The organism is Enterobacter sp. Ap-867 (assembly GCF_011752855.1).
Classification (GTDB): Bacteria; Pseudomonadota; Gammaproteobacteria; order Enterobacterales; family Enterobacteriaceae; genus Cedecea.
In genome coordinates this window covers 203,061-220,744 of sequence record NZ_VWWS01000007.1, presented here as the reverse complement: position 1 = coordinate 220,744, position 17,684 = coordinate 203,061, and the positions used below count along the sequence as shown (strand labels likewise).

At 53.4% G+C, this 17,684-nt stretch carries 16 protein-coding genes and 1 riboswitch; of the genes, 7 read left to right on the top strand and 9 right to left on the bottom strand.

Annotated features, from left to right (window positions below; genetic code table 11):
* Window positions 1-40: 40 nt before the first annotated feature.
* A riboswitch (FMN riboswitch) is annotated at window positions 41-189 on the bottom strand.
* Window positions 190-311: 122 nt separating this feature from the next.
* Entirely contained in the window at window positions 312-572 is a 261-nt protein-coding gene (ubiK, locus tag F3J26_RS17835; protein ID WP_008460905.1) for a ubiquinone biosynthesis accessory factor UbiK, read from the top strand.
* Between the two features lie 49 nt (window positions 573-621).
* Here ubiK and F3J26_RS17830 read toward each other — a convergent pair whose 3' ends face one another.
* Together F3J26_RS17830 and F3J26_RS17825 are read right to left on the bottom strand one after the other, a co-directional pair.
* Window positions 622-1,788 carry an amidohydrolase gene (locus F3J26_RS17830; protein ID WP_166995178.1) on the bottom strand — a complete coding sequence of 389 codons (1,167 nt, stop codon included), beginning with the start codon at window positions 1,786-1,788 and terminating at the stop codon, window positions 622-624.
* A 15-nt stretch (window positions 1,789-1,803) separates the two neighbouring features.
* Window positions 1,804-3,138, bottom strand: a complete 1,335-nt coding sequence (locus F3J26_RS17825; RefSeq protein ID WP_166995176.1) for an MFS transporter — start codon at window positions 3,136-3,138, stop codon at window positions 1,804-1,806.
* A 178-nt stretch (window positions 3,139-3,316) separates the two neighbouring features.
* On the opposite strand from F3J26_RS17825, the gene F3J26_RS17820 reads away from it, so the two are divergent.
* Window positions 3,317-4,252, top strand: coding sequence for a LysR family transcriptional regulator (locus tag F3J26_RS17820; protein WP_166995174.1), 936 nt, complete (start codon window positions 3,317-3,319; stop codon window positions 4,250-4,252).
* A gap of 52 nt (window positions 4,253-4,304) precedes the next feature.
* Here F3J26_RS17820 and tsr read toward each other — a convergent pair whose 3' ends face one another.
* Window positions 4,305-5,969 carry a methyl-accepting chemotaxis protein gene (gene tsr, locus F3J26_RS17815; RefSeq protein ID WP_166995173.1) on the bottom strand — a complete coding sequence of 555 codons (1,665 nt, stop codon included), beginning with the start codon at window positions 5,967-5,969 and terminating at the stop codon, window positions 4,305-4,307.
* Between the two features lie 213 nt (window positions 5,970-6,182).
* Here tsr and fimW point away from each other — a divergent pair, with 213 nt between their 5' ends.
* The 4 genes from fimW (at window position 6,183) to fimZ (ending at window position 9,694) form a co-directional block, all read left to right on the top strand.
* Window positions 6,183-6,785 (top strand): fimbria biosynthesis transcriptional regulator FimW, encoded by a 603-nt coding sequence (gene fimW / locus F3J26_RS17810; protein ID WP_008460898.1) that lies wholly within the window; start codon window positions 6,183-6,185, stop codon window positions 6,783-6,785.
* Window positions 6,786-7,037: 252 nt separating this feature from the next.
* Window positions 7,038-7,748 (top strand): EAL domain-containing protein, encoded by a 711-nt coding sequence (locus F3J26_RS17805; protein ID WP_166878006.1) that lies wholly within the window; start codon window positions 7,038-7,040, stop codon window positions 7,746-7,748.
* A gap of 8 nt (window positions 7,749-7,756) precedes the next feature.
* Window positions 7,757-8,497 (top strand): response regulator transcription factor, encoded by a 741-nt coding sequence (locus tag F3J26_RS17800; RefSeq protein WP_166995171.1) that lies wholly within the window; start codon window positions 7,757-7,759, stop codon window positions 8,495-8,497.
* 564 nt (window positions 8,498-9,061) lie between these two features.
* Window positions 9,062-9,694 carry a fimbria biosynthesis transcriptional regulator FimZ gene (gene fimZ, locus F3J26_RS17795; protein ID WP_008460895.1) on the top strand — a complete coding sequence of 211 codons (633 nt, stop codon included), beginning with the start codon at window positions 9,062-9,064 and terminating at the stop codon, window positions 9,692-9,694.
* Between the two features lie 75 nt (window positions 9,695-9,769).
* Here fimZ and sfmF read toward each other — a convergent pair whose 3' ends face one another.
* The 6 genes from sfmF to fimA form a co-directional block, all read right to left on the bottom strand.
* Complete coding sequence (gene sfmF, locus F3J26_RS17790) at window positions 9,770-10,291, bottom strand: fimbria assembly protein (RefSeq protein WP_008460892.1); 522 nt, start codon at window positions 10,289-10,291, stop codon at window positions 9,770-9,772.
* A gap of 9 nt (window positions 10,292-10,300) precedes the next feature.
* Window positions 10,301-11,305: a type 1 fimbria D-mannose specific adhesin FimH gene (fimH, locus tag F3J26_RS17785; RefSeq protein WP_166995169.1), complete on the bottom strand. Its 1,005-nt coding sequence runs from the start codon at window positions 11,303-11,305 to the stop codon at window positions 10,301-10,303.
* Window positions 11,306-11,332: 27 nt separating this feature from the next.
* Window positions 11,333-13,927: a fimbrial biogenesis usher protein gene (locus F3J26_RS17780; RefSeq protein WP_166995168.1), complete on the bottom strand. Its 2,595-nt coding sequence runs from the start codon at window positions 13,925-13,927 to the stop codon at window positions 11,333-11,335.
* Between the two features lie 31 nt (window positions 13,928-13,958).
* Window positions 13,959-14,654: a type 1 fimbria chaperone FimC gene (fimC, locus tag F3J26_RS17775; protein ID WP_008460886.1), complete on the bottom strand. Its 696-nt coding sequence runs from the start codon at window positions 14,652-14,654 to the stop codon at window positions 13,959-13,961.
* Window positions 14,655-14,698: 44 nt separating this feature from the next.
* Window positions 14,699-15,244 (bottom strand): type 1 fimbrial protein subunit FimI, encoded by a 546-nt coding sequence (gene fimI, locus F3J26_RS17770; RefSeq protein WP_008460884.1) that lies wholly within the window; start codon window positions 15,242-15,244, stop codon window positions 14,699-14,701.
* A 78-nt stretch (window positions 15,245-15,322) separates the two neighbouring features.
* Window positions 15,323-15,877 (bottom strand): type 1 fimbrial major subunit FimA, encoded by a 555-nt coding sequence (fimA, locus tag F3J26_RS17765; protein ID WP_008460883.1) that lies wholly within the window; start codon window positions 15,875-15,877, stop codon window positions 15,323-15,325.
* A 588-nt stretch (window positions 15,878-16,465) separates the two neighbouring features.
* On the opposite strand from fimA, the gene nepI reads away from it, so the two are divergent.
* Window positions 16,466-17,647 carry a purine ribonucleoside efflux pump NepI gene (gene nepI, locus F3J26_RS17760; RefSeq protein WP_166995166.1) on the top strand — a complete coding sequence of 394 codons (1,182 nt, stop codon included), beginning with the start codon at window positions 16,466-16,468 and terminating at the stop codon, window positions 17,645-17,647.
* Window positions 17,648-17,684: the final 37 nt, after the last annotated feature.

Below are 17,684 nucleotides of genomic sequence, written 5' to 3'. Positions count from 1 at the left end.
GCTAAAAAAATAACGCGGGCAGGCCAGGGCCTGACGTGATCGTTACTCTCTCCCATCCGGACTTTAACCGTCGGCCCCGGAATTACACCGGATCTGCTGACCTTCAGGCAAAGCCTGAAGCGCTCGCGGGCTTTCAGCGTTCGCTGATTTACCGCCGGTGGGGAGTTTCGCCCCGCCCTGAGAATAAGCAGGTTCACTATAGCGCTAATCATTTTTGTGGGCAACGATTACACAGGCAACATTTCCAGTTTATCCCCTGGCAATCAGGCATTACAATTAGCCCTATTACTCGCCAGATAATGGAAGCCGCTATGATTGACCCGAAAAAAATTGAACAAATCGCCCGCCAGGTCCATGAGTCAATGCCGAAAGGGATTCGTGAGTTCGGGGATGATGTGGAGAAGAAAGTACGCCAGATCCTGCAGTCTCAGTTAACCCGCCTTGACCTTGTGAGCCGCGAGGAGTTTGACGTGCAAACTCAGGTCCTGCTGCGCACCCGCGAGAAACTGGCTCTGCTGGAGCAGCGACTGACCGAACTGGAAAACCGCGAAGCCCCGAAAGACGCCGAGTAACGCTCCGCCCCCTGACGCTCCCGCAAAGGAAAGCGTCAGGGGGAAATTCTCAGCGTAAAAATGCCTCACTCAACCGAACCCAATATGTAGCCCCCACCGAAATACAGGCATCGTTAAACTGATACAGAGGATGATGCACTGAATAGTCGTCTTTCCCCGTCGCCGTACCCAGCCAGAGATAACACCCCGGCACCTCTTCCAGCATAAAAGAGAAATCCTCGCTGCCCATCATGCTCTTCACGTGCTGAGGATCCGCGACGTTATCCGCGCCGAACGTATCCCGGGCAACCTGAAGCGCGAATGCCGTCTGTGCTTCGTTATTTATCGTCACCGGATAGCCAAAATCCACCTCTATACAGGCCTTCAGGCCAAAACTTTCCGCCTGAGCGTGGACGAGGGTTTCAACCCGTTGTTTGAGCGCCTCACGAACCTCTTTTTTAAAGGCACGCATGTTCAGCTTCAGCACGGCTGTGTGCGGAATAATGTTGTGTGTTGTGCCGCTCTGCAGGCTGCCCACGGTCACCACCGCCGCATCCTGCGGATCGATATTGCGAGAGACAATAGTTTGCAGCGCCATCACAATAGAGGCTCCGGCAATCGTAGGATCGATACAGTGCTCCGGCATCGAGCCATGCCCACCTTTACCTTCCAGCGTGATGGTCAGGCTGTCAGAAGAGGCCATTAGCGCCCCCGGCTTCGTCACCCACTGACCGGCGGGGATCAGGGGGAAATTATGCAGCCCAAACACCGCGTCGCACGGGAACAGCCTGAACAGACCGTCGTCGATCATCCGCTTAGCACCGCCGATCTTTTCTTCCGACGGCTGAAAGATCAGATGCAGCGTCCCGTTAAAAGGCTTCTTCTCCGCCAGGTAGCGAGCCGCAGAAAGCAGAATGGCGCAGTGGCCGTCATGCCCGCAGGCATGCATCTTACCTTCCACCTGGCTTGCCCAGGGCAGCCCGGTTTGCTCTTGCATCGGCAGCGCGTCCATATCGGCGCGGATCCCCAATCTTTTACTGCCGCTTCCCACTTTTAGTGTCCCAACCACCCCGGTGCCGCCTAACCCGCGATGTACTTCATAACCCCAGCCGGTCAGCAGTTCAGCAATACGATCGCTGGTGCGGAACTCTTCAAACCCCAGTTCCGGGTTTTGGTGGAAATCACGCCGAAGGGCGATCATCTCTTCTTCACGATCCAGAATCTCTTTAATCAACATAGGTAGCTCCTTGTATTAAGCGTCAGGTTGCGTTTTCCGTTCCCGCCAGACAAGCAGCGCCGCCAGCGAAACGAAAGAGCAAAAAATCAGATACCAGGCCGGCGTCATCGGCTGACCCGTCGCTTTAAGCAACCAGGTCACGTTAAATTGCGCAAAGCCGCCAAATAGGGTGACGCCAACGGCATACACAATGCTGATGCCCGAGGCCCGAACCGTTTTCGGAAATGCTTCGAGCAGCAGCAGGAACAGCACCACCGTGCACACATTCGCCAGCACCTGATCGACAGCGATTAACGCAATAGTGATCCACAGCGGCATACCGTTCAAAATCGACGCGAAGATTGGCCAAACCAACAAGAGTGAAACGGCAAAGCAGAACGTCATGATCGGCTTACGTCTGGGCAGCCTGTCCGCCAACTTTCCTGCGAAAAAAGGGATCAGGAGCGTCATCAGCGCCGCCGTCAGGCTTATCCAATAGGAGGTCGCCGCCGGCATGTGCAGCGTGTTCACCATGTATGCAGGCATGTAATAAATGATGATGTAGAACGTTGTCGTGCCTTTCATTATCAGCAAAATGCCCAACAGCAGAGCCCGACGATGCTCCCGCCAGAGGATTTTGGCCGAGTTCTCCTTTTGGGGAGTCGCTTCAGTATGATGCGTTTCCGGCAAATGGCGCCGGATGTACATCCCAATGGGCATGATCGCCAGACCCAGAATAAAGGGCACGCGCCAGCCCCAATCGTACAGGGCCTCTTCGCTGAGGTAGTGGCTCAATCCTGCTCCCATTGCCGCCCCAAAAAGTGCCGCGCCGCCCTGGCTGGTCATCTGCCAGCTCACGCGCTGCCCGCGCCGGGATTTATCTCCGGCCTCCATCAGCCAGCTGGTTGCCGCGCCGATTTCGCCCCCGGCGGAAAAACCTTGCAGCAGGCGGCCAGCAATCAACACGATGGGCCCCAGTATTCCGACCTGGCTGTAAGTCGGCGCAAACGCCACCAGCATCACGCCAAGGGCCATCAGTCCGAGGATCAACGTCATCCCGGAACGGCGGCCATGCTTATCCGCATAGTTACCCAGCACCAGGCTGCCCAATGGGCGCATCACAAAACCGACGCCAAAGGTCGCTACCGCCAGCAGCAGCGAAACATAGTCATTACTGGAGGGAAAAAAAAGGTGGCCAATGATCACTGAAAAGAAGCTATAAACCGCAAAATCATAGATTTCTAATCCGTTACCCAATGTTACCGCCACCAGAGACTTAGCGCTGGTTCGCTCTTCCAGAGGACGGCTTTGAGGCGGCATCGCGGCGATCAACCCGCTAGCCGCTGAGGCAATACTTGCAGATGATTTCATGCTCACTTCCTTCTCATTATTTTTTGCATGTCGGGCTGTGACTTCTGAGGGTGATTCGACTATCTGCATAAAAAAAGAACATCGCAAACATAAAAATTAGTTATGGCTTTGGTTATATTCTTCGTATCCTGAAAGTGCATTTTTTGCACTATGGCGAAAGCCGATGGCGGAGTGACAAATGAAAATCAAAATAAATCAATTAGATGTATTACTAGAAGTTGCCGCACAGGGCAGCATAGGCAAGGCTGCCCGGGCGCTGCATCTCACTCAACCCGCTATTTCCAAAACCATTCAGGAGCTGGAGACGGAAATCGGCATGCCAATTTTGCAACGCTCATCACGGGGGGTGACGCTAAATGAGTACGGGCAAGTGCTGTTGCGCCATGCCAGGGATATCGATCGCTCGTTACATCAGGCGCGGGATGAAATCGATAATCTGCTCGGAAAAGCCATGCGTCAGCTGCGCATTGGATTTACCTCCGCCGCCTCTTACGGTCCCTTTAGCACCACAATGAGCCAGTACCAGAGCCGCTTTCCCGGCGTGAAGTTAATCGCCATGGAAGGCAGGCCGCTCCAGATTCTGGATGCGCTCGCTAATCAGCGGCTGGATATGGCGGTGATGACCAGTGCCAGCGGAACGCCCATCGGCACGTTTTACCAGGAAACGCTCTACGCCCTCAGCAACACCATTATTGCCGGCGAGCATCATCCCGTCACCCACACCACCACGCTGAAAAGCCTGATGCAATTTCCCTGGCTGGACTGGGATGAGCCGGGAGAGCACTCTATTCTGGGCCAGGTCTTCCGCCGCTATAACCTGCCGCTACCGCCGACGATTGTGCACTGCTCCTCGCCGTGGATTATGGCGCGCATGATGGAACAGGCGCCCATTGTCAGCATGTGGACTTCGGTCAGGCTTCGCTTTCCTGGCTATGAAAAAAACCTTCGGCCACTGACGCTTAAAGAAGTGCTGCCGGCAACCAGCGTGAGCATCGTTTGCCCCAGTATAGGGCGGCTGTCCACCGCAGGGACGACCTTTATGGAAATGCTGAGGATCAATTCGCGCGACTGGCTTCAGGACAGCGACGCGCTGGAAATGGTAGCGAGGATATAAAAAAGGCGGACAGCATTGAGCTACCCGCCTTGTTGTTCCTATACAGCTCGAATCAGAAGGTTTCCCAGTTATCGTCAGACGTAGCAGCCACGGCTTTACACGGGGCAGCCGTCGTCGCGACAGCCTTTGGCGCAGCGGCCTGGGCTTTGGCCTGGCGTTCCTGAGCGATACGGAATACGGAAACGGACTGCGTGAGCCTGCTGGCCTGTTCTTCCAGCGCAGCGGCGGCGGCGGCAGACTCTTCCACCAGCGCGGCGTTCTGCTGGGTCACACGGTCCATTTCTGCAACCGCTAATCCAACCTGATCGATCCCGCGGCTTTGCTCGTCAGAAGCAGAGGCAATCTCGCCCATGATATCGGTCACGCGGGTCACCGCATTAACGATTTCCCCCATGGTTTCCCCGGCGCTTTCAACCAGCGTTGAGCCGGTATCCACCTTGCTAACCGAATCCTCAATCAGGGTTTTGATCTCTTTCGCGGCCTGCGCGCTACGCTGCGCCAGATTACGCACTTCCCCGGCTACCACGGCAAAACCACGTCCCTGCTCACCCGCACGGGCAGCTTCAACGGCGGCGTTAAGAGCCAGGATGTTGGTCTGGAAGGCGATGCCGTCAATGACGCTAATAATGTCAGCAATTTTCTGCGAACTGCCGGCAATTTCGCTCATGGTATGCACCACATTGTCCACGACTTTACCGCCGCGCTGCGCGGTTTCAGAGGCGCTTAGCGCCAGCTGGCTAGCCTGACGGGCGTTTTCAGCATTCTGTTTAACCGTGGCAGTCAGCTGCTCCATACTCGCGGCCGTTTCCTCAAGCGAAGCCGCCTGTTGTTCGGTACGAGAAGAGAGATCGTTATTGCCGATGGAAATCTCGCTGGCGCCGCTATAAATGGCATTCGCGCCGTTGCGGACCTCACCCACGGTAATCACCAGCTCGTTTTGCATATGGCGCAGGTTCTCGGCCAGCTGCCCCATTTCGTTGGTGCCTTCCACGTCGATTTTGCGCACCAGATCGCCGCTGGCGATGTGGCGAATGCTTTCGATCAGGCGATTCAGCGGAGAGATAAGCGTGGTGCGGATCCCCTGCCAGACCACAAGGATCACCACCAGCACCACAATCAGGACGCCAATCAGGATCCAAATCGCCATGCTGTAGGAGCTGTTGCTGCTGTCGACCGCTTCCTGATAAAGGTGGTCATTTTGCTGCAGATAGTTAACGTATTGCTTCTCAAAGCCATCCTGATATCCCTGGGTTGGCTGATCGAAGAATTCATTAATTTTCCCCGCGCCAAGCAGTTGAATCAGCTCTGCCAGCGCACCGTGATAAATATCGTAGTTGCGCTTAATTTCTTGTGCGGCCGCGTCGCTTTGGCGTGGATCGCGCGGTAAAGCCTCATAAGCCGCCCACTCAACCTCAGCCTGTTTCAGCGAAGTGCTGGCAATCGCCATCAGTTCTTCAACGGTTGCACCGCTGCCAATTTTATTGGCATCCATCATGTAGCGAATACCGGCGCGGTTCAGGGTGTTACGGGTCTGCAACAGCGCGACCCAGCTGCCGTTCAGCGTTGACTGCTGCTGACGAATGGTTTGTAGAACGGTGAAATTTTCTTTGTCCTGCTTCAGCGCATTGAAGAACAATCCGCCGGAAGCTATCTGCAAAATGCCAAACAGCCCCAGGACGACCAGTAAGCTTGTAACGATTTTGATACGGTTTAACATTGCTTCTCATTCCCTGTAAGACAAGTCTTAATCATCGGCGTAACAGCAGAAAACTTTACCCAAAGCGTTTTTTTGCCGTTTTTTCTGCTACTCCCAGGAAATGGCCTGGCAATAATTCATCCTCCACACCTGCGGGGTTAAGTCGTAACACATTCATAATCCGAGTTTTTTTCACTATCATTTTTTTAATAGTCAACCAGCCCGGAGGAAGGCATGCTTACCGTTGCTATCTGTGAAAGAAATAGCCATTTTGCCAATGGCATTAAAATTATTATCCAGCAGCTCTGCCGTCAGTTTAGCGAGACTTATCATTTCCTACCGTTGGCGCACCAGGACGTCGCCGATCTGGTTTTTTTCGCGCTAGACGACAACTGGTCAACCGCCAACTGCTACAAAATACCGCAGACGACGCGCCATCAGCGGGTGATCCTCATCTGCAAAAAGCAGGATCAGGAGAACCTGATGTTTCGTCCCTGCCTGTATATGCTGCCGTCTATCTACCGTGAGGATGAGGTTGAAGATGTCAGGCTCAAACTGGCCCCCTGGATAGATCCAGAACGGCGCAAAAAAAACACCCTGCCCGTGCCTACGTCTATTTGCCACTACTGCACAACGCGGCATTTCAACATGCAGGAGCGTGAATTACTGAAGCTAATGGCCTGTGGTTACTCGCTGATTGACGCGGCTTTTATTATGCATATTGATGAAAATACTGCGCGGGATAAACGACTGTCGATTATGAAAAAACTTAATATCAAGAGCCAATATAAACTCATGAATTATATCAAACTCAATCTGCCGTTCTTGCTGGATTGAATTATTTAATTAAGTATTTTCTTATTATGCCAGGGAATTACTCTTAATTATAAAAAAAACGCGCCCCTCACTCTTCAGGGTTGCGAATTTTCGCAACCTGGAATAAGCCATCCCCGGTATTCACTCATTCGAGGCGCTGAGAGAATACGCTCAGAAAAATCTCCAAATTTGCTGAAAGCACACCACCTCTTCCTCTCAGGGCATTGATTGCTCAGCAATTCAGTAATAGCTGTCACAATTAGCGACAAAATAATGATAAATATTTCTAGAGATAACAATTTATTATCTGTTGACCAGCATATTTCCGGTTTCCGTCTGGAACCGATTGTTAATTTATTTAGCGGACACGTTATTAGCCACGAAGTACTCAGCCAGCTCGCCGCGCCATCACGCGATTCCGAGGTTTTTTTTGCAAACCTGTCGGCAGCCGACAGCGTGGCGCTTTTTTGCCGTCAGGCCAACCTGCTGAAGTCCCGACAGGCATCCGGTAGCTTCTTCCTTAACCTTCCCATTATGGCGCTGATTGACGAGCGGCTATTCGCCCGGCTGCTTGATGTTTGTGAATCATGGATAACAATTGAGATACAGGATGCTCCACTTTTTGATACGTGCTCCAGGCGGCATCAGCTTTGCCTGCGGGAGCGAATTAAGCTGTTACAGCAACAAAGGATATCGGTATGGCTGGATGACCTTACCGAGGGCTGTATTGAAAGCTTCCACCGCTACGCCATTGATGTCGGCGGAGTAAAAATTGATAAGCAAGCATTCTGGACGCTCGGTAAAAATCCCAGGGCACTTCAACGCCTGGTCGCACGGTGCGCGGACATTTCACCTCACATTATCATTGAAGGTATCGAAGACACACATCATCTCGAGCTTGCTCGCCAGTCAGGTGCCAGCTTCGGGCAAGGCTATTTATGGCCGCATAAACGCTGGCTGCTCTCTGATACCTTGTCATTGTGAGCAGGCTTATGTGCGCAGCTATGAGGCGAAATAAACACCGTCGTACCAGGACTGATTATCTTCTAAACCCCGCCAACTCCACCGCGCCACTTTTTTTTGATCGACTCGAATATATTCAACAGCAATTGATTGGGGGGCAAAAACCAAAGAAGCCCGATGCCATCCTCGTTTCTGCCGACAATTTCCTCAGCAGCGCAATCACCGGCACTCTTTTCCATCGCCTTAACATTCCCGTGCTCTCTTCGCTGGATGACGTTATCGCGCATCAGGTGCACTCTCCCGTACCGCGACTGATCGTCGACCTCGACAGCCTGGAGATCCCCACACTTGACGTTTTGAAGGCCATTCGCCAACAAATTATCACCACGCCGCAACACCAAATCATGCTGCTTAGCGCGCAGCGAAAGCCCGAAATCACACGATTTATTCAGCAGGCCGTTGGCTGCAAGATTGTCGAGCGTCGTCTGCCCCCGGACAAACTGAAACAGGCTTTAAGCCTCGGCGCCCCAGATTTGGCGGCGAGTTACGACACGCAGGTTTTTTCCCTCAGAGAGTGGGCGATTTTACTGGCGCTGAGCCGCGGAGAGTCATTGAAATCAATCGCCCTTTTACTTGAGAAACCCTATCATTACGTCGTTTATCGCTTCAACGTTTTGCTGACCCGACTGGCGCTCGATAACCGCAGTAAATTGCTGCACCTTCTACATGAAATTTCTGTTGCAAATAGCGCACATTGGCTATCGAACTAACCTACTGAGGCATAAGATATTTTAAGAATTTACTTAATTTCAATGTTCAAATTGAGTTAAAAACAAACAAAAAATTAACAATTACAACTATTCCTGGAAGCAATTATTCCGCTATGACGCCATTCAGCACTTTTTGATCCAAAACAAAATAACAACATTCAGAACTAAATGTCATTTTTTCTCCAATAAAAAGTCTTTTAACCCACCTTAACTAAAAAATTAGGTTCGTTAATTCAATTTAGAAAAAGGTCAATTAACTACACAGCATTTCGTATTGACTTAGACTTATTCCAGGAACATCAGACTTTTCCCACAAAAACTGCGCTGTATAATCACCTCATCACATATTTATATTTGCCATGGCATCTATAAGGATTACATGTGAAGTTATTTAGGCAGTCATTCTCCCGCCGACAATAACGAATTTAAAAAGGAAGAGAGTTAAAAAAAACAAGGAGGTTCCCGCATAAAGACCGGCAACCGCCAACTCACTGTTTATCACTTTCGCTGCCATTGACGCTGTGTCAAAGCGATGTTTTTATCAAACAATCGAGGCAAAAAAAAATGAAACCGGCATCCGTAATCATTATGGACGAGCATCCTATTGTCAGAATGTCGATAGAAGTTCTCCTCCAGAAAAATAAAGATATTAATGTTGTTTTAAAAACAGATGATGGTCGGGAAGTTATCGACTATATGCGCGCGAATCCAGTCGATCTGGTGATTCTTGACGTTGAACTCCCCAACACAGATGGCTTTACATTACTTAAAAGAATCAAAGGATTACAGGAAAAAACCAAAATCCTTTTCCTGTCGTCAAAATCAGAGTCGTTTTACGCAGGGCGCGCTATTCAGGCCGGCGCCAACGGATTTGTGAGCAAACGTAAGGAACAGGAAGATATATTTAACGCGGTTGAAATGTTGCTTTCTGGCTACTCCTTTTTCCCTTCGGAAACGCTGCATTTTATCAGCAGCCATAAATCACGCCGGGGAACGATGGACGATATGCCGTTATCCAACCGCGAAATCACAGTCTTGCGTTATTTGGCAAACGGCCTGTCGAATAAAGAGATTGCCGAACAGCTATTACTGAGTAACAAGACCATTAGCGCACATAAAGCTAATATATTCTCTAAACTCGGACTCACTTCCATTGTCGAGCTGATTGACTATGCCAAGGTGCATGAACTGCTATAAAGGACCATTACGCACCGGAAGCGGAAATACCGGGAAGACTCCTCCCGGTTATTTTCTGGAACCATTAACGATGCTTTAATTGTAGTTAATCAGAAACGTCGCATCCGCATTGGCCAGCCCGGCATCCGCGTTGTCCGCCGTGGCAATATAGTTTGCCCAAAACTTGAGCGTCACATCGCCGTTGGCATCAACCGGCATCGTTTTACTGGCATCATTCAACAACAATCGGGACTTATCCTCATTCAGTAGCTCAATGGCCACATTTTTCGCCGTACTGGCAGCGTTTAGCGCCAGCAGTCCCGTGCCGGTACTCTTGCCATTAAAGGTGATAGAGGCGGTACCGCTCGGCGGGCAGCCGGTTAGCTTCAGGTTAAACGGCATTGCCTGAGTTGTGCTCCCGGCGGTGCGCAGCTGTTTGGTCGGCCACGAGCCAAGCTTCACCGTCTTATTGTCCCCGCCCGTCTCCACGACACAGGTGTAATCCACGATTGTTCCATGCAGCTCAACGTTGATTTCCCCCAGCGGCGAGGCCGCTTTCACTGAGGGCACGCAGAGTATCGGGACCAGCGCCAGCGCGCTCAGGATAAACTTGTTCATCAGGTCCCCTTAGTCGAAATCAACGCGCAGATAGCCACGAGCCGTGAACGGCCCTTCCTTCGGCTTAACGCCCGTCACGCTGACCGGCCAGGCGCGAATTCCCACCCGGGCCGCAGCGGCATCATCAAGCTGGAAATTAATCTTGCTGCCAAGGTTGTTTGGCGTCAGCGGCGTACCGCTGGCGTTCGCCACGATAAAGCCCAGATCGCTGTTATCGGATATCATCATATTGCCGCTGCTTTTCTCAGCCTCAAGGCGCAGCGTGAGGTAAGCCTGGGCATCGATATTAGTGCATTTGATGCCGACCGTTTTACTTTGCGGCGTCACGCTTTGCGGGCGGTTACCGGCCCCGGCCTGGCTGAATAACGATGCCCCGATGCTGCCAAAATCAAACTCCACCACCTGCCCGGCGTTGATTTCGCAGGTCTGCGGGACTTCAACTTTGCCGCTGTAGCTGATGGTGTAAACGACGGTATCTAACGGGTCCGCAGAGGTCGTCGTTACGTAGACCCGGAACATCGTCTGGCGTGGAATCGGCACCATGTTAATAAAACGGCGGGTGACTTTAAGGCGAAACACCAGCTTCGAATCCTGTACGCCAAAAGGCTGCTGCTTAGAGACGTTCGGGTGGCTCCCCATTTGAATATAATTGCGCGGCGGGTAGAACGTACCAGCATAGCTGTCGGTGATCTGCATCGCCCCGTTAAGATAATCATTAATCTTCAGGTACTGATAACTGCCCACCACTTCCTGAACCGGCAGCTCCGTCTTGTAGCTTCGCATCGTCGTGTTCCCGATCGTGCCGGCCGGGCATTTGGCATTCACCCCGACCCACTGCGTTTTTTCCGCCAGGGTAACGACTTGCCCAACGTTGTTATTGCTGCTGTTAAATTTGTCCGACAGGTCATAAGAGACATCGGTGACGGTGCCGCTGGAGTTGTAGCACACCGTTGCGGCAGCAGGACCTGCGCAGGCCAGCAGCAAGCCACCCGCGATAACATTGCTCAGTTTCATTTTCATCTTCCTGAATCTCTCCGCACGCTATGAACAGGTGGCGGTTGCCATGACGATAGCCTGTTTCAGGCTCTCTTCCGGCAGGGAATAGTTGGCGCGGCACTGGGAACCCTTCCCGTCGCCCCACTGGATCAGCAATTTGCCTTTCAGCGGCAGGCCGCTGAGGTAAATCTGCCCGTCGTCACCGGCCATGCTGGTCACACCGCTTTGCTCTTCCCGCACCACGGAACCAAACGGCACCGGGCGGTCGCCGCGTTTAACGGTGAGGATAGCGCGTACGCCAATTCGGGCATCGAAGGTGGCGCGGACCAGGGCACCCTCCGTCGGCACTACGCTGCTGACGTTGTTTTCAATGTCGGTGTGGTTGTCCATTGTGTTGGTGTCGAGCGCTACGCGGTTGTAGCGGTAAACCGTGGCATACGGCATAACGGCATAGCCACGCCAGTCGGTTTTCACCCCGGTCTGGTTTTCAATGCTGACGCCGGAAGCGCCCGGCGCTTTAATCAACACGTTGGTGTCGCCCAGCGGCTGGCTGAAGGTCACCCCGTCCGCATGGCCGACCACGCCGCCGGAAGCCTGCCAGTTGAAGTCATGCTGGTTGCGGTCATAGTTGTAGCCCAGGCCAAGCGTGCCGTACGTGGCCTGCCAGTTGGCAGTGGCGCTGCCGGAATAGCCGTTATTGCTGGTATGCCCCTGACTCACGCTGTAGTTCAGGTTGCGACCTTCCAGCAGCGTGCCGCCGACCCCGGATTGCCAGCTATTTTTGCCGTCAGAGCTGCGGCTTGTGGCCATCGTGGCGTAGGCACGATCCAGCGCCGTATCGCGCGAATAACCGTGCCCAAGCAGCGTGCTAAACGGAATCGAAAGGTTGAAGGCGACAATCCGGTTGGTGTCTGCCAGGCCGAGCGACTTACTCCACGACCAGGAAAGCGAGTAGCTGATCCCGCGCCAGCCGCTGGAGTACCCCAGCTGGTACCAGGTGTTGTCCTGATCGGTTCCCCAGTAAGTTTGCTGGCTGCCGGAAACATAGACCGAGCCGTAATCCCCCAGAGACTGGGAGATATTGACCTGAAATCGGCCCTTTTTGTTGTAGCGCAGGTTGTGATAGCTGGTCGCCACCAGCTCCTGCCGGTTGCTGTCATTGTTTTGCCACTCGTACTGGTAGCCTTCCATATTCCGGTAGGCCACATCATCCAGAGTGTAAAAACCGCGCGTGGAGTAGCGATAGCCCAGCAGCTGGAAGTTTGTTCCGTAGCCGCTCAGGGATTTGGCGTACAGGAAGCGCAGCGACTGCCCCTGATGATCGCTGTCATCCGCCAGCTTGCTGCGCGCATGGGTAAGATCGAGCGAAATCGCCCCCCAGTCACCGAGGTTTTTCCCGGCACCTAACGCAACGGCGGTATAGCGTTCTGCCAGCTGTGTCCCACCATAGGCGGTGTAGCCGTTCGGCAGACCGGCAATCAACGTACCCTGAGTAAAGAACGGCTTATCCTGCTGGTTATTCCCGCTGCGGAAATCCCCCATCACCACATCATATTTAAACCGGCCTTCACGCTGCAGCATCGGCACGGTGGAATAAGGCACGGTGTACTTCTGTACAGAGCCGTCTTTCTCCTCTACCGTAACCTCTAAGTCACCGCTTGAAGAGGTCGGGTTAAGGTCGCTGATGGCAAACGCGCCCGGAGAGACATAGCTCTGATAAATCACGTAGCCGTTCTGGCGGACAACAATCTTGGCGTTGGTGCGGGCAATCCCGCGCACGGTTGGCGCGTAGCCCTGCAGGCTGTCCGGGTACATGCTGTCGGAAGAATAGAGGCGCGCCCCACGAAACCCGAGGCTGTCGAACACATCGCTGCCGGTGTTGCTGTCGCCCATGACCAGCTCGCCCTTGAGCGGGATAATCGTGCGCTGCAGCGTGGTACTGATATTCTGCCATTGATTCTGGTGGTGGCCATCGCCGCTGGTGTAGTTCCAGGCCCCGTTATTGCGCAGGCGCCACGGGCCCAGATTCAGGCCGCTTTGCAGGTTCAGATAGTAGCTGTCGTTGTAAGTGCCGCGGTTGCCGGTGAAGGTGTAGTTCAGCAGCGCCGCCGGGATCCCTTCATCCCACTGATCCGGGGGAATGTAACCGCGGGCGCTGTTGATTAAAGAGGCCTGTGGCAGGCTAATATCCAGTCGCAGACGCGAAAAGTCATAGCTCACTTCAGCGCCTGGCACGGCCGTAGTCACGGGGACGCACTCCCCGGACTTATATTTCGCCAGCTCAGGATACGCCAGCATATTCAGCCCGAGCCGCTTGAGCCAGTCGACGTCGAGGCAGGCCGTCAGCCCGCCGGACTTCACGGCTTCAGAAGCAGGGACTTTCGATTCCGTCGCCGTAAAATGTACGTCTTCGGTGGCAACAAATTCATCGTTGCGCCAGATGTCCACGCGATAAACGCCCGGCGGCTGGCTGCTGCCTTTTTCGAAGCGAGACAGATCCGCCACCGCCGCGGTATCGTCCGACAAAAATGCCGGGTTGAAATAGCTCTCAGCGGCAGCGAACGCGGGCCAAAATGAGGCCACAATGGTCGCCGCCAGCGGCGCTAGCGTAAACACCTTACGCGAGACTGATCTCTTCATGATTTATCGGCTTCCCTTTGCCCGCCTGGCGTTACTGCATGACACCCGCTTGTGCTTTAGTCACCGCGCCGTAGTCGTTCACAGTCTGGAAGCTCACCGCCCCCTGAACGCCGGACGGTACGGCAACCTGCACGCTATTTTTCGGTGCCACCATGGTGTTAGGCAGTTTTTCACTCCCCATTTTCAGGTTGACCAGTGAAACGTAGTAAGGCGACGGGTTACTGATCTTCAGGTACTGACCGTTGCGCGCGAAGCGAATCTCTTTCAGCGCATCTTCCGGCTGCATCTGCAGATTTTTAGGGCGTACAAACAGTTTGATGCGGGAAAGCACCGCCAGTTGAAGGACGTTTTTTCCCTCAACGCTGTTTTTATCCACGGAAGGAATGGCCTTCACGTTCATCCAGAAAATAGACTCGCGATCCGTCGGTAACGCAGGCCCGGCATAGATAATACGCAGCGTGTTTTCGCTTTTTGGCTCACTGACAAACAGCGGCGGCGTAACCACAAAACTTTTCTCTTTCTGGCCGAGATCGTTCTCGATCCATGAGTTCACCAGGAAGCGCTCTTTCGGATCGCTGTTGGTGATGGCCAGCGAAGTTTGTTTCGCGTCGGCCGGATAAATAACGCGCGTAGCGCCCAGGGCAATACCGCCCGCAGCCTGCGCATTAAAAGTCATCATCATTAAAGAGAGCATCAGTGCCGAAGCGGCTTTATATAATTTGTTCATCACGACAGGTACCATCAAAATAGCCAGAATGGAAAAGCAGAGGTTCAGGGATAAACCAGCGTGAACCAGACGTCAGAGCGAATATTTCCGGGCGACATATGCTTAGAAACCGCGCGATAACGGGCAGTAAAATGAAAACTCATTTCCTGCGTAGTTATTTCCGAATAAGACGCCGGTTCGCTATTGGGAATAATCAGCTGCTGCTGTTGGTCGAATAATGCGAGGCCAATGCCGCTGCTGGCGTCATTGCCACTTACGCTGGACGTGGCCAGAAAGACCAGAGGATCTTCCGCAGGAGTAGATCCCTGAAACGCGATGCCCACATGGTCATAAACCTCCGGGCGACAGTCCGTCAGCCGAAGGGTAAAAGGGATGCTGGGCGGCGCGTAGCTGCCAACATCTTTAAATACGTTGCTCGGGTACTGGCCCATTTGCACCGTCATTTCCTGACTTTCAGGTGCGACGGCGCAGGCGCCGTTAACCAGCTCACCCTGCATATGCACTTCCCCACCGTGGATAACCACAATGCGCTTTGCCTGAACGGGATTCACCGCAGCCAGCATCGCCAGGAGCAGGATTTTCCTTATCATCATCGTCCTCTCTGGACTCGCGTCGGACAAGCCTCATCCGTGAGGCTGAATCATCCCTGTGCTCTCAGCCGTGGCTGATTATTCGTATTTCATAACGAAAGTTGCGTCCGCGTTCGCAGCACCGGCAGTCGCGGTGGCAGCGGTTGCTTTATAGCGAGCGGTGAACGGAATGGTGTTCTCACCGTCGTTCAGAGTCTGAGCGGTAGAGAAGGTAGAACCGTTCGGAGACAGGGTCTTAGAGGTACGATCCAGGATCTCGATACCCACGCCTTTCGCGGTGGTTGCGTTCCCGCTGGAGTTTACCGCCAGCAGCGTTGGGTCGGTCGCATCAGTCTGGCCGGTGAATGCCACAGAAGCGGTGGCCGCCACGGTGCTATCGCAATCGGTCAGAACGATGTTGAATGGGATCTGGGAAGAGGTATCGCCCACTTTGGTGAAAGCGGCGGTACGGTACTGGCCCAGTTTAACGATCTGGCCGTCGGACTGAGTGCTTACCGCACAAGCGGCGTTAACCAGCTCGCCCTGGAAGTGCACGGTCCCGCCATTAACGGTAACAGGATCTGCTGCGTTAGCGGCGCTGCTCACCAGAGCAACGGTTGCGATCAGAGAAGAGGCGATTTTGCTTAATTTCATGGGTATTCCTTCATATATAAAACGCACATCGGAGTCAGGCATCCTTCATGACTCCGTTTGAATCATCATCGGTCTTAAATGACCGCATAACGCATTCCCCACATCCTGTGGGAATTCCTTAGAATGCTCAGTGGTTTCATTAGAATTAAAGACAAACGTTTCCCCAGCACATTATTTAATGTGCCGTATAAAGTTATCTTTAATAATTCAAGATGAAATTTTTATATATTCGTGATGGGCTACGAAGTATGGCTAAATTAAGCTAAATTTTATTTAAGTAATAGATACCAATTCTTTATGTTGCATAAGCTCAGTCTTAATAACGCCTAAGAAATGACCAGGTAAACCTTTCGGGAAAATGATTCTGGAGAGATAAAAGCCTCGTTAATTTAGGGGGTTATATTATTCTCTTAGCCCCAGAAAATTGTTCGTTTTTTGTTAAATTTGTTTATTTTTTGTTTGATTCAGATAAAGGGATCTTGAACGCCTGCCGCGCAATACTGAGTGAAGTTGCCAAAAGGTTAAAGACGTTGCGCAAGCGGTGATACACTGGAAGGCTTGCCCCAAACTTTGACCCAGGACTTCAGGATGAATGAAACCGCCCCCCATACCATTCCGGCAACCTCAGTAACACGCCCCAACTGGTCGGCAGTCTTTGCCATCGCGTTTTGCGTGGCCTGCCTGATTACCGTTGAGTTTTTGCCGGTTAGCCTGCTGACGCCGATGGCGCAGGAACTGAATATCTCCGAAGGCCTTGCCGGGCAGTCGGTCACGGTCACCGCCTTTGTGGCGATGTTTGCCAGCCTGTTTGTCACCAACCTGATTGGATCGACCGATCGCCGCCGCGTGGTGCTGCTTTTTGCCGTGCTGCTCACCGCCTCCTGCCTGCTGGTTTCGTTCGCGGGCAACTTCTCTCTGCTGCTGCTTGGTCGCGCCTGTCTTGGGCTGGCATTGGGCGGGTTCTGGGCAATGTCGGCCTCGCTGACCATGCGCCTTGTGCCCGCGCGCACGGTGCCTAAGGCGCTGTCCGTTATCTTCGGAGCCGTCTCGATTGCGCTAGTGATTGCCGCCCCGCTGGGCAGCTTCCTCGGGGGGATCATCGGCTGGCGCAACGTCTTTAACGCCGCCGCCCTGATGGGCGTCGCCTGTATTATCTGGGTCTGGAAAGCGCTGCCTTCTCTGCCAGGGGAAGCGGCGCACCAGAAGCAAAACATGTTTGGCCTGCTCAAACGCCCGGGCGTGCTGGCGGGTATGCTGGCAATTTTCATGGCGTTCGCCGGGCAGTTCTCGTTCTTTACCTATATTCGCCCGGTTTATATGACCCTGGCGGGCTTTGACGTGGACGGCCTGACGCTGGTGCTGCTGAGCTTCGGTATTGCCAGCTTCGTCGGCACCTCTCTTTCCGCCCCGATCCTGAAACGATCGCTCAAGCTGGCCCTGGCCTGCGCGCCATTAATTCTCGCTATCAGCGCGGCGATACTGGTGCTGTGGGGGACGAACAAAGCCGTGGCATCGGTGATTGCTATTGTCTGGGGGCTGGCCTTTGCCCTCGTACCGGTCGGCTGGTCAACGTGGATCACCCGCTCGCTGGCAGATCAGGCGGAAAAAGCCGGGTCAATTCAGGTGGCCGTAATTCAACTGGCCAACACCTGCGGGGCGGCAATAGGCGGCCTCGCGCTGGATAACCTCGGCCTGCTGGCCCCGCTTATCTTGTCCGGCAGCCTGATGCTGCTGACAGCGGTGCTGGTTACGGTGAAGGTGCGGGCTTAAGTTGTAAAAACAACAAGGCCCGCACCTGGCGGGCCAT

Bases quoted from the DNA above. Each gene is read 5' to 3' on its own strand.
- F3J26_RS17805 (WP_166878006.1), top strand. From the start codon at position 7,038: ATGATAAATATTTCTAGAGATAACAATTTATTATCTGTTGACCAGCAT.
- fimI (WP_008460884.1), bottom strand. From the start codon at position 15,244: ATGATAAGGAAAATCCTGCTCCTGGCGATGCTGGCTGCGGTGAATCCC.
- ubiK (WP_008460905.1), top strand. From the start codon at position 312: ATGATTGACCCGAAAAAAATTGAACAAATCGCCCGCCAGGTCCATGAG.
- fimZ (WP_008460895.1), top strand. From the start codon at position 9,062: ATGAAACCGGCATCCGTAATCATTATGGACGAGCATCCTATTGTCAGA.
- F3J26_RS17820 (WP_166995174.1), top strand. From the start codon at position 3,317: ATGAAAATCAAAATAAATCAATTAGATGTATTACTAGAAGTTGCCGCA.
- fimC (WP_008460886.1), bottom strand. From the start codon at position 14,654: ATGAACAAATTATATAAAGCCGCTTCGGCACTGATGCTCTCTTTAATG.
- fimW (WP_008460898.1), top strand. From the start codon at position 6,183: ATGCTTACCGTTGCTATCTGTGAAAGAAATAGCCATTTTGCCAATGGC.
- nepI (WP_166995166.1), top strand. From the start codon at position 16,466: ATGAATGAAACCGCCCCCCATACCATTCCGGCAACCTCAGTAACACGC.
- tsr (WP_166995173.1), bottom strand. From the start codon at position 5,969: ATGTTAAACCGTATCAAAATCGTTACAAGCTTACTGGTCGTCCTGGGG.
- fimA (WP_008460883.1), bottom strand. From the start codon at position 15,877: ATGAAATTAAGCAAAATCGCCTCTTCTCTGATCGCAACCGTTGCTCTG.
- F3J26_RS17825 (WP_166995176.1), bottom strand. From the start codon at position 3,138: ATGAAATCATCTGCAAGTATTGCCTCAGCGGCTAGCGGGTTGATCGCC.
- sfmF (WP_008460892.1), bottom strand. From the start codon at position 10,291: ATGAACAAGTTTATCCTGAGCGCGCTGGCGCTGGTCCCGATACTCTGC.
- F3J26_RS17780 (WP_166995168.1), bottom strand. From the start codon at position 13,927: ATGAAGAGATCAGTCTCGCGTAAGGTGTTTACGCTAGCGCCGCTGGCG.
- fimH (WP_166995169.1), bottom strand. From the start codon at position 11,305: ATGAAACTGAGCAATGTTATCGCGGGTGGCTTGCTGCTGGCCTGCGCA.
- F3J26_RS17830 (WP_166995178.1), bottom strand. From the start codon at position 1,788: ATGTTGATTAAAGAGATTCTGGATCGTGAAGAAGAGATGATCGCCCTT.
- F3J26_RS17800 (WP_166995171.1), top strand. From the start codon at position 7,757: ATGTGCGCAGCTATGAGGCGAAATAAACACCGTCGTACCAGGACTGAT.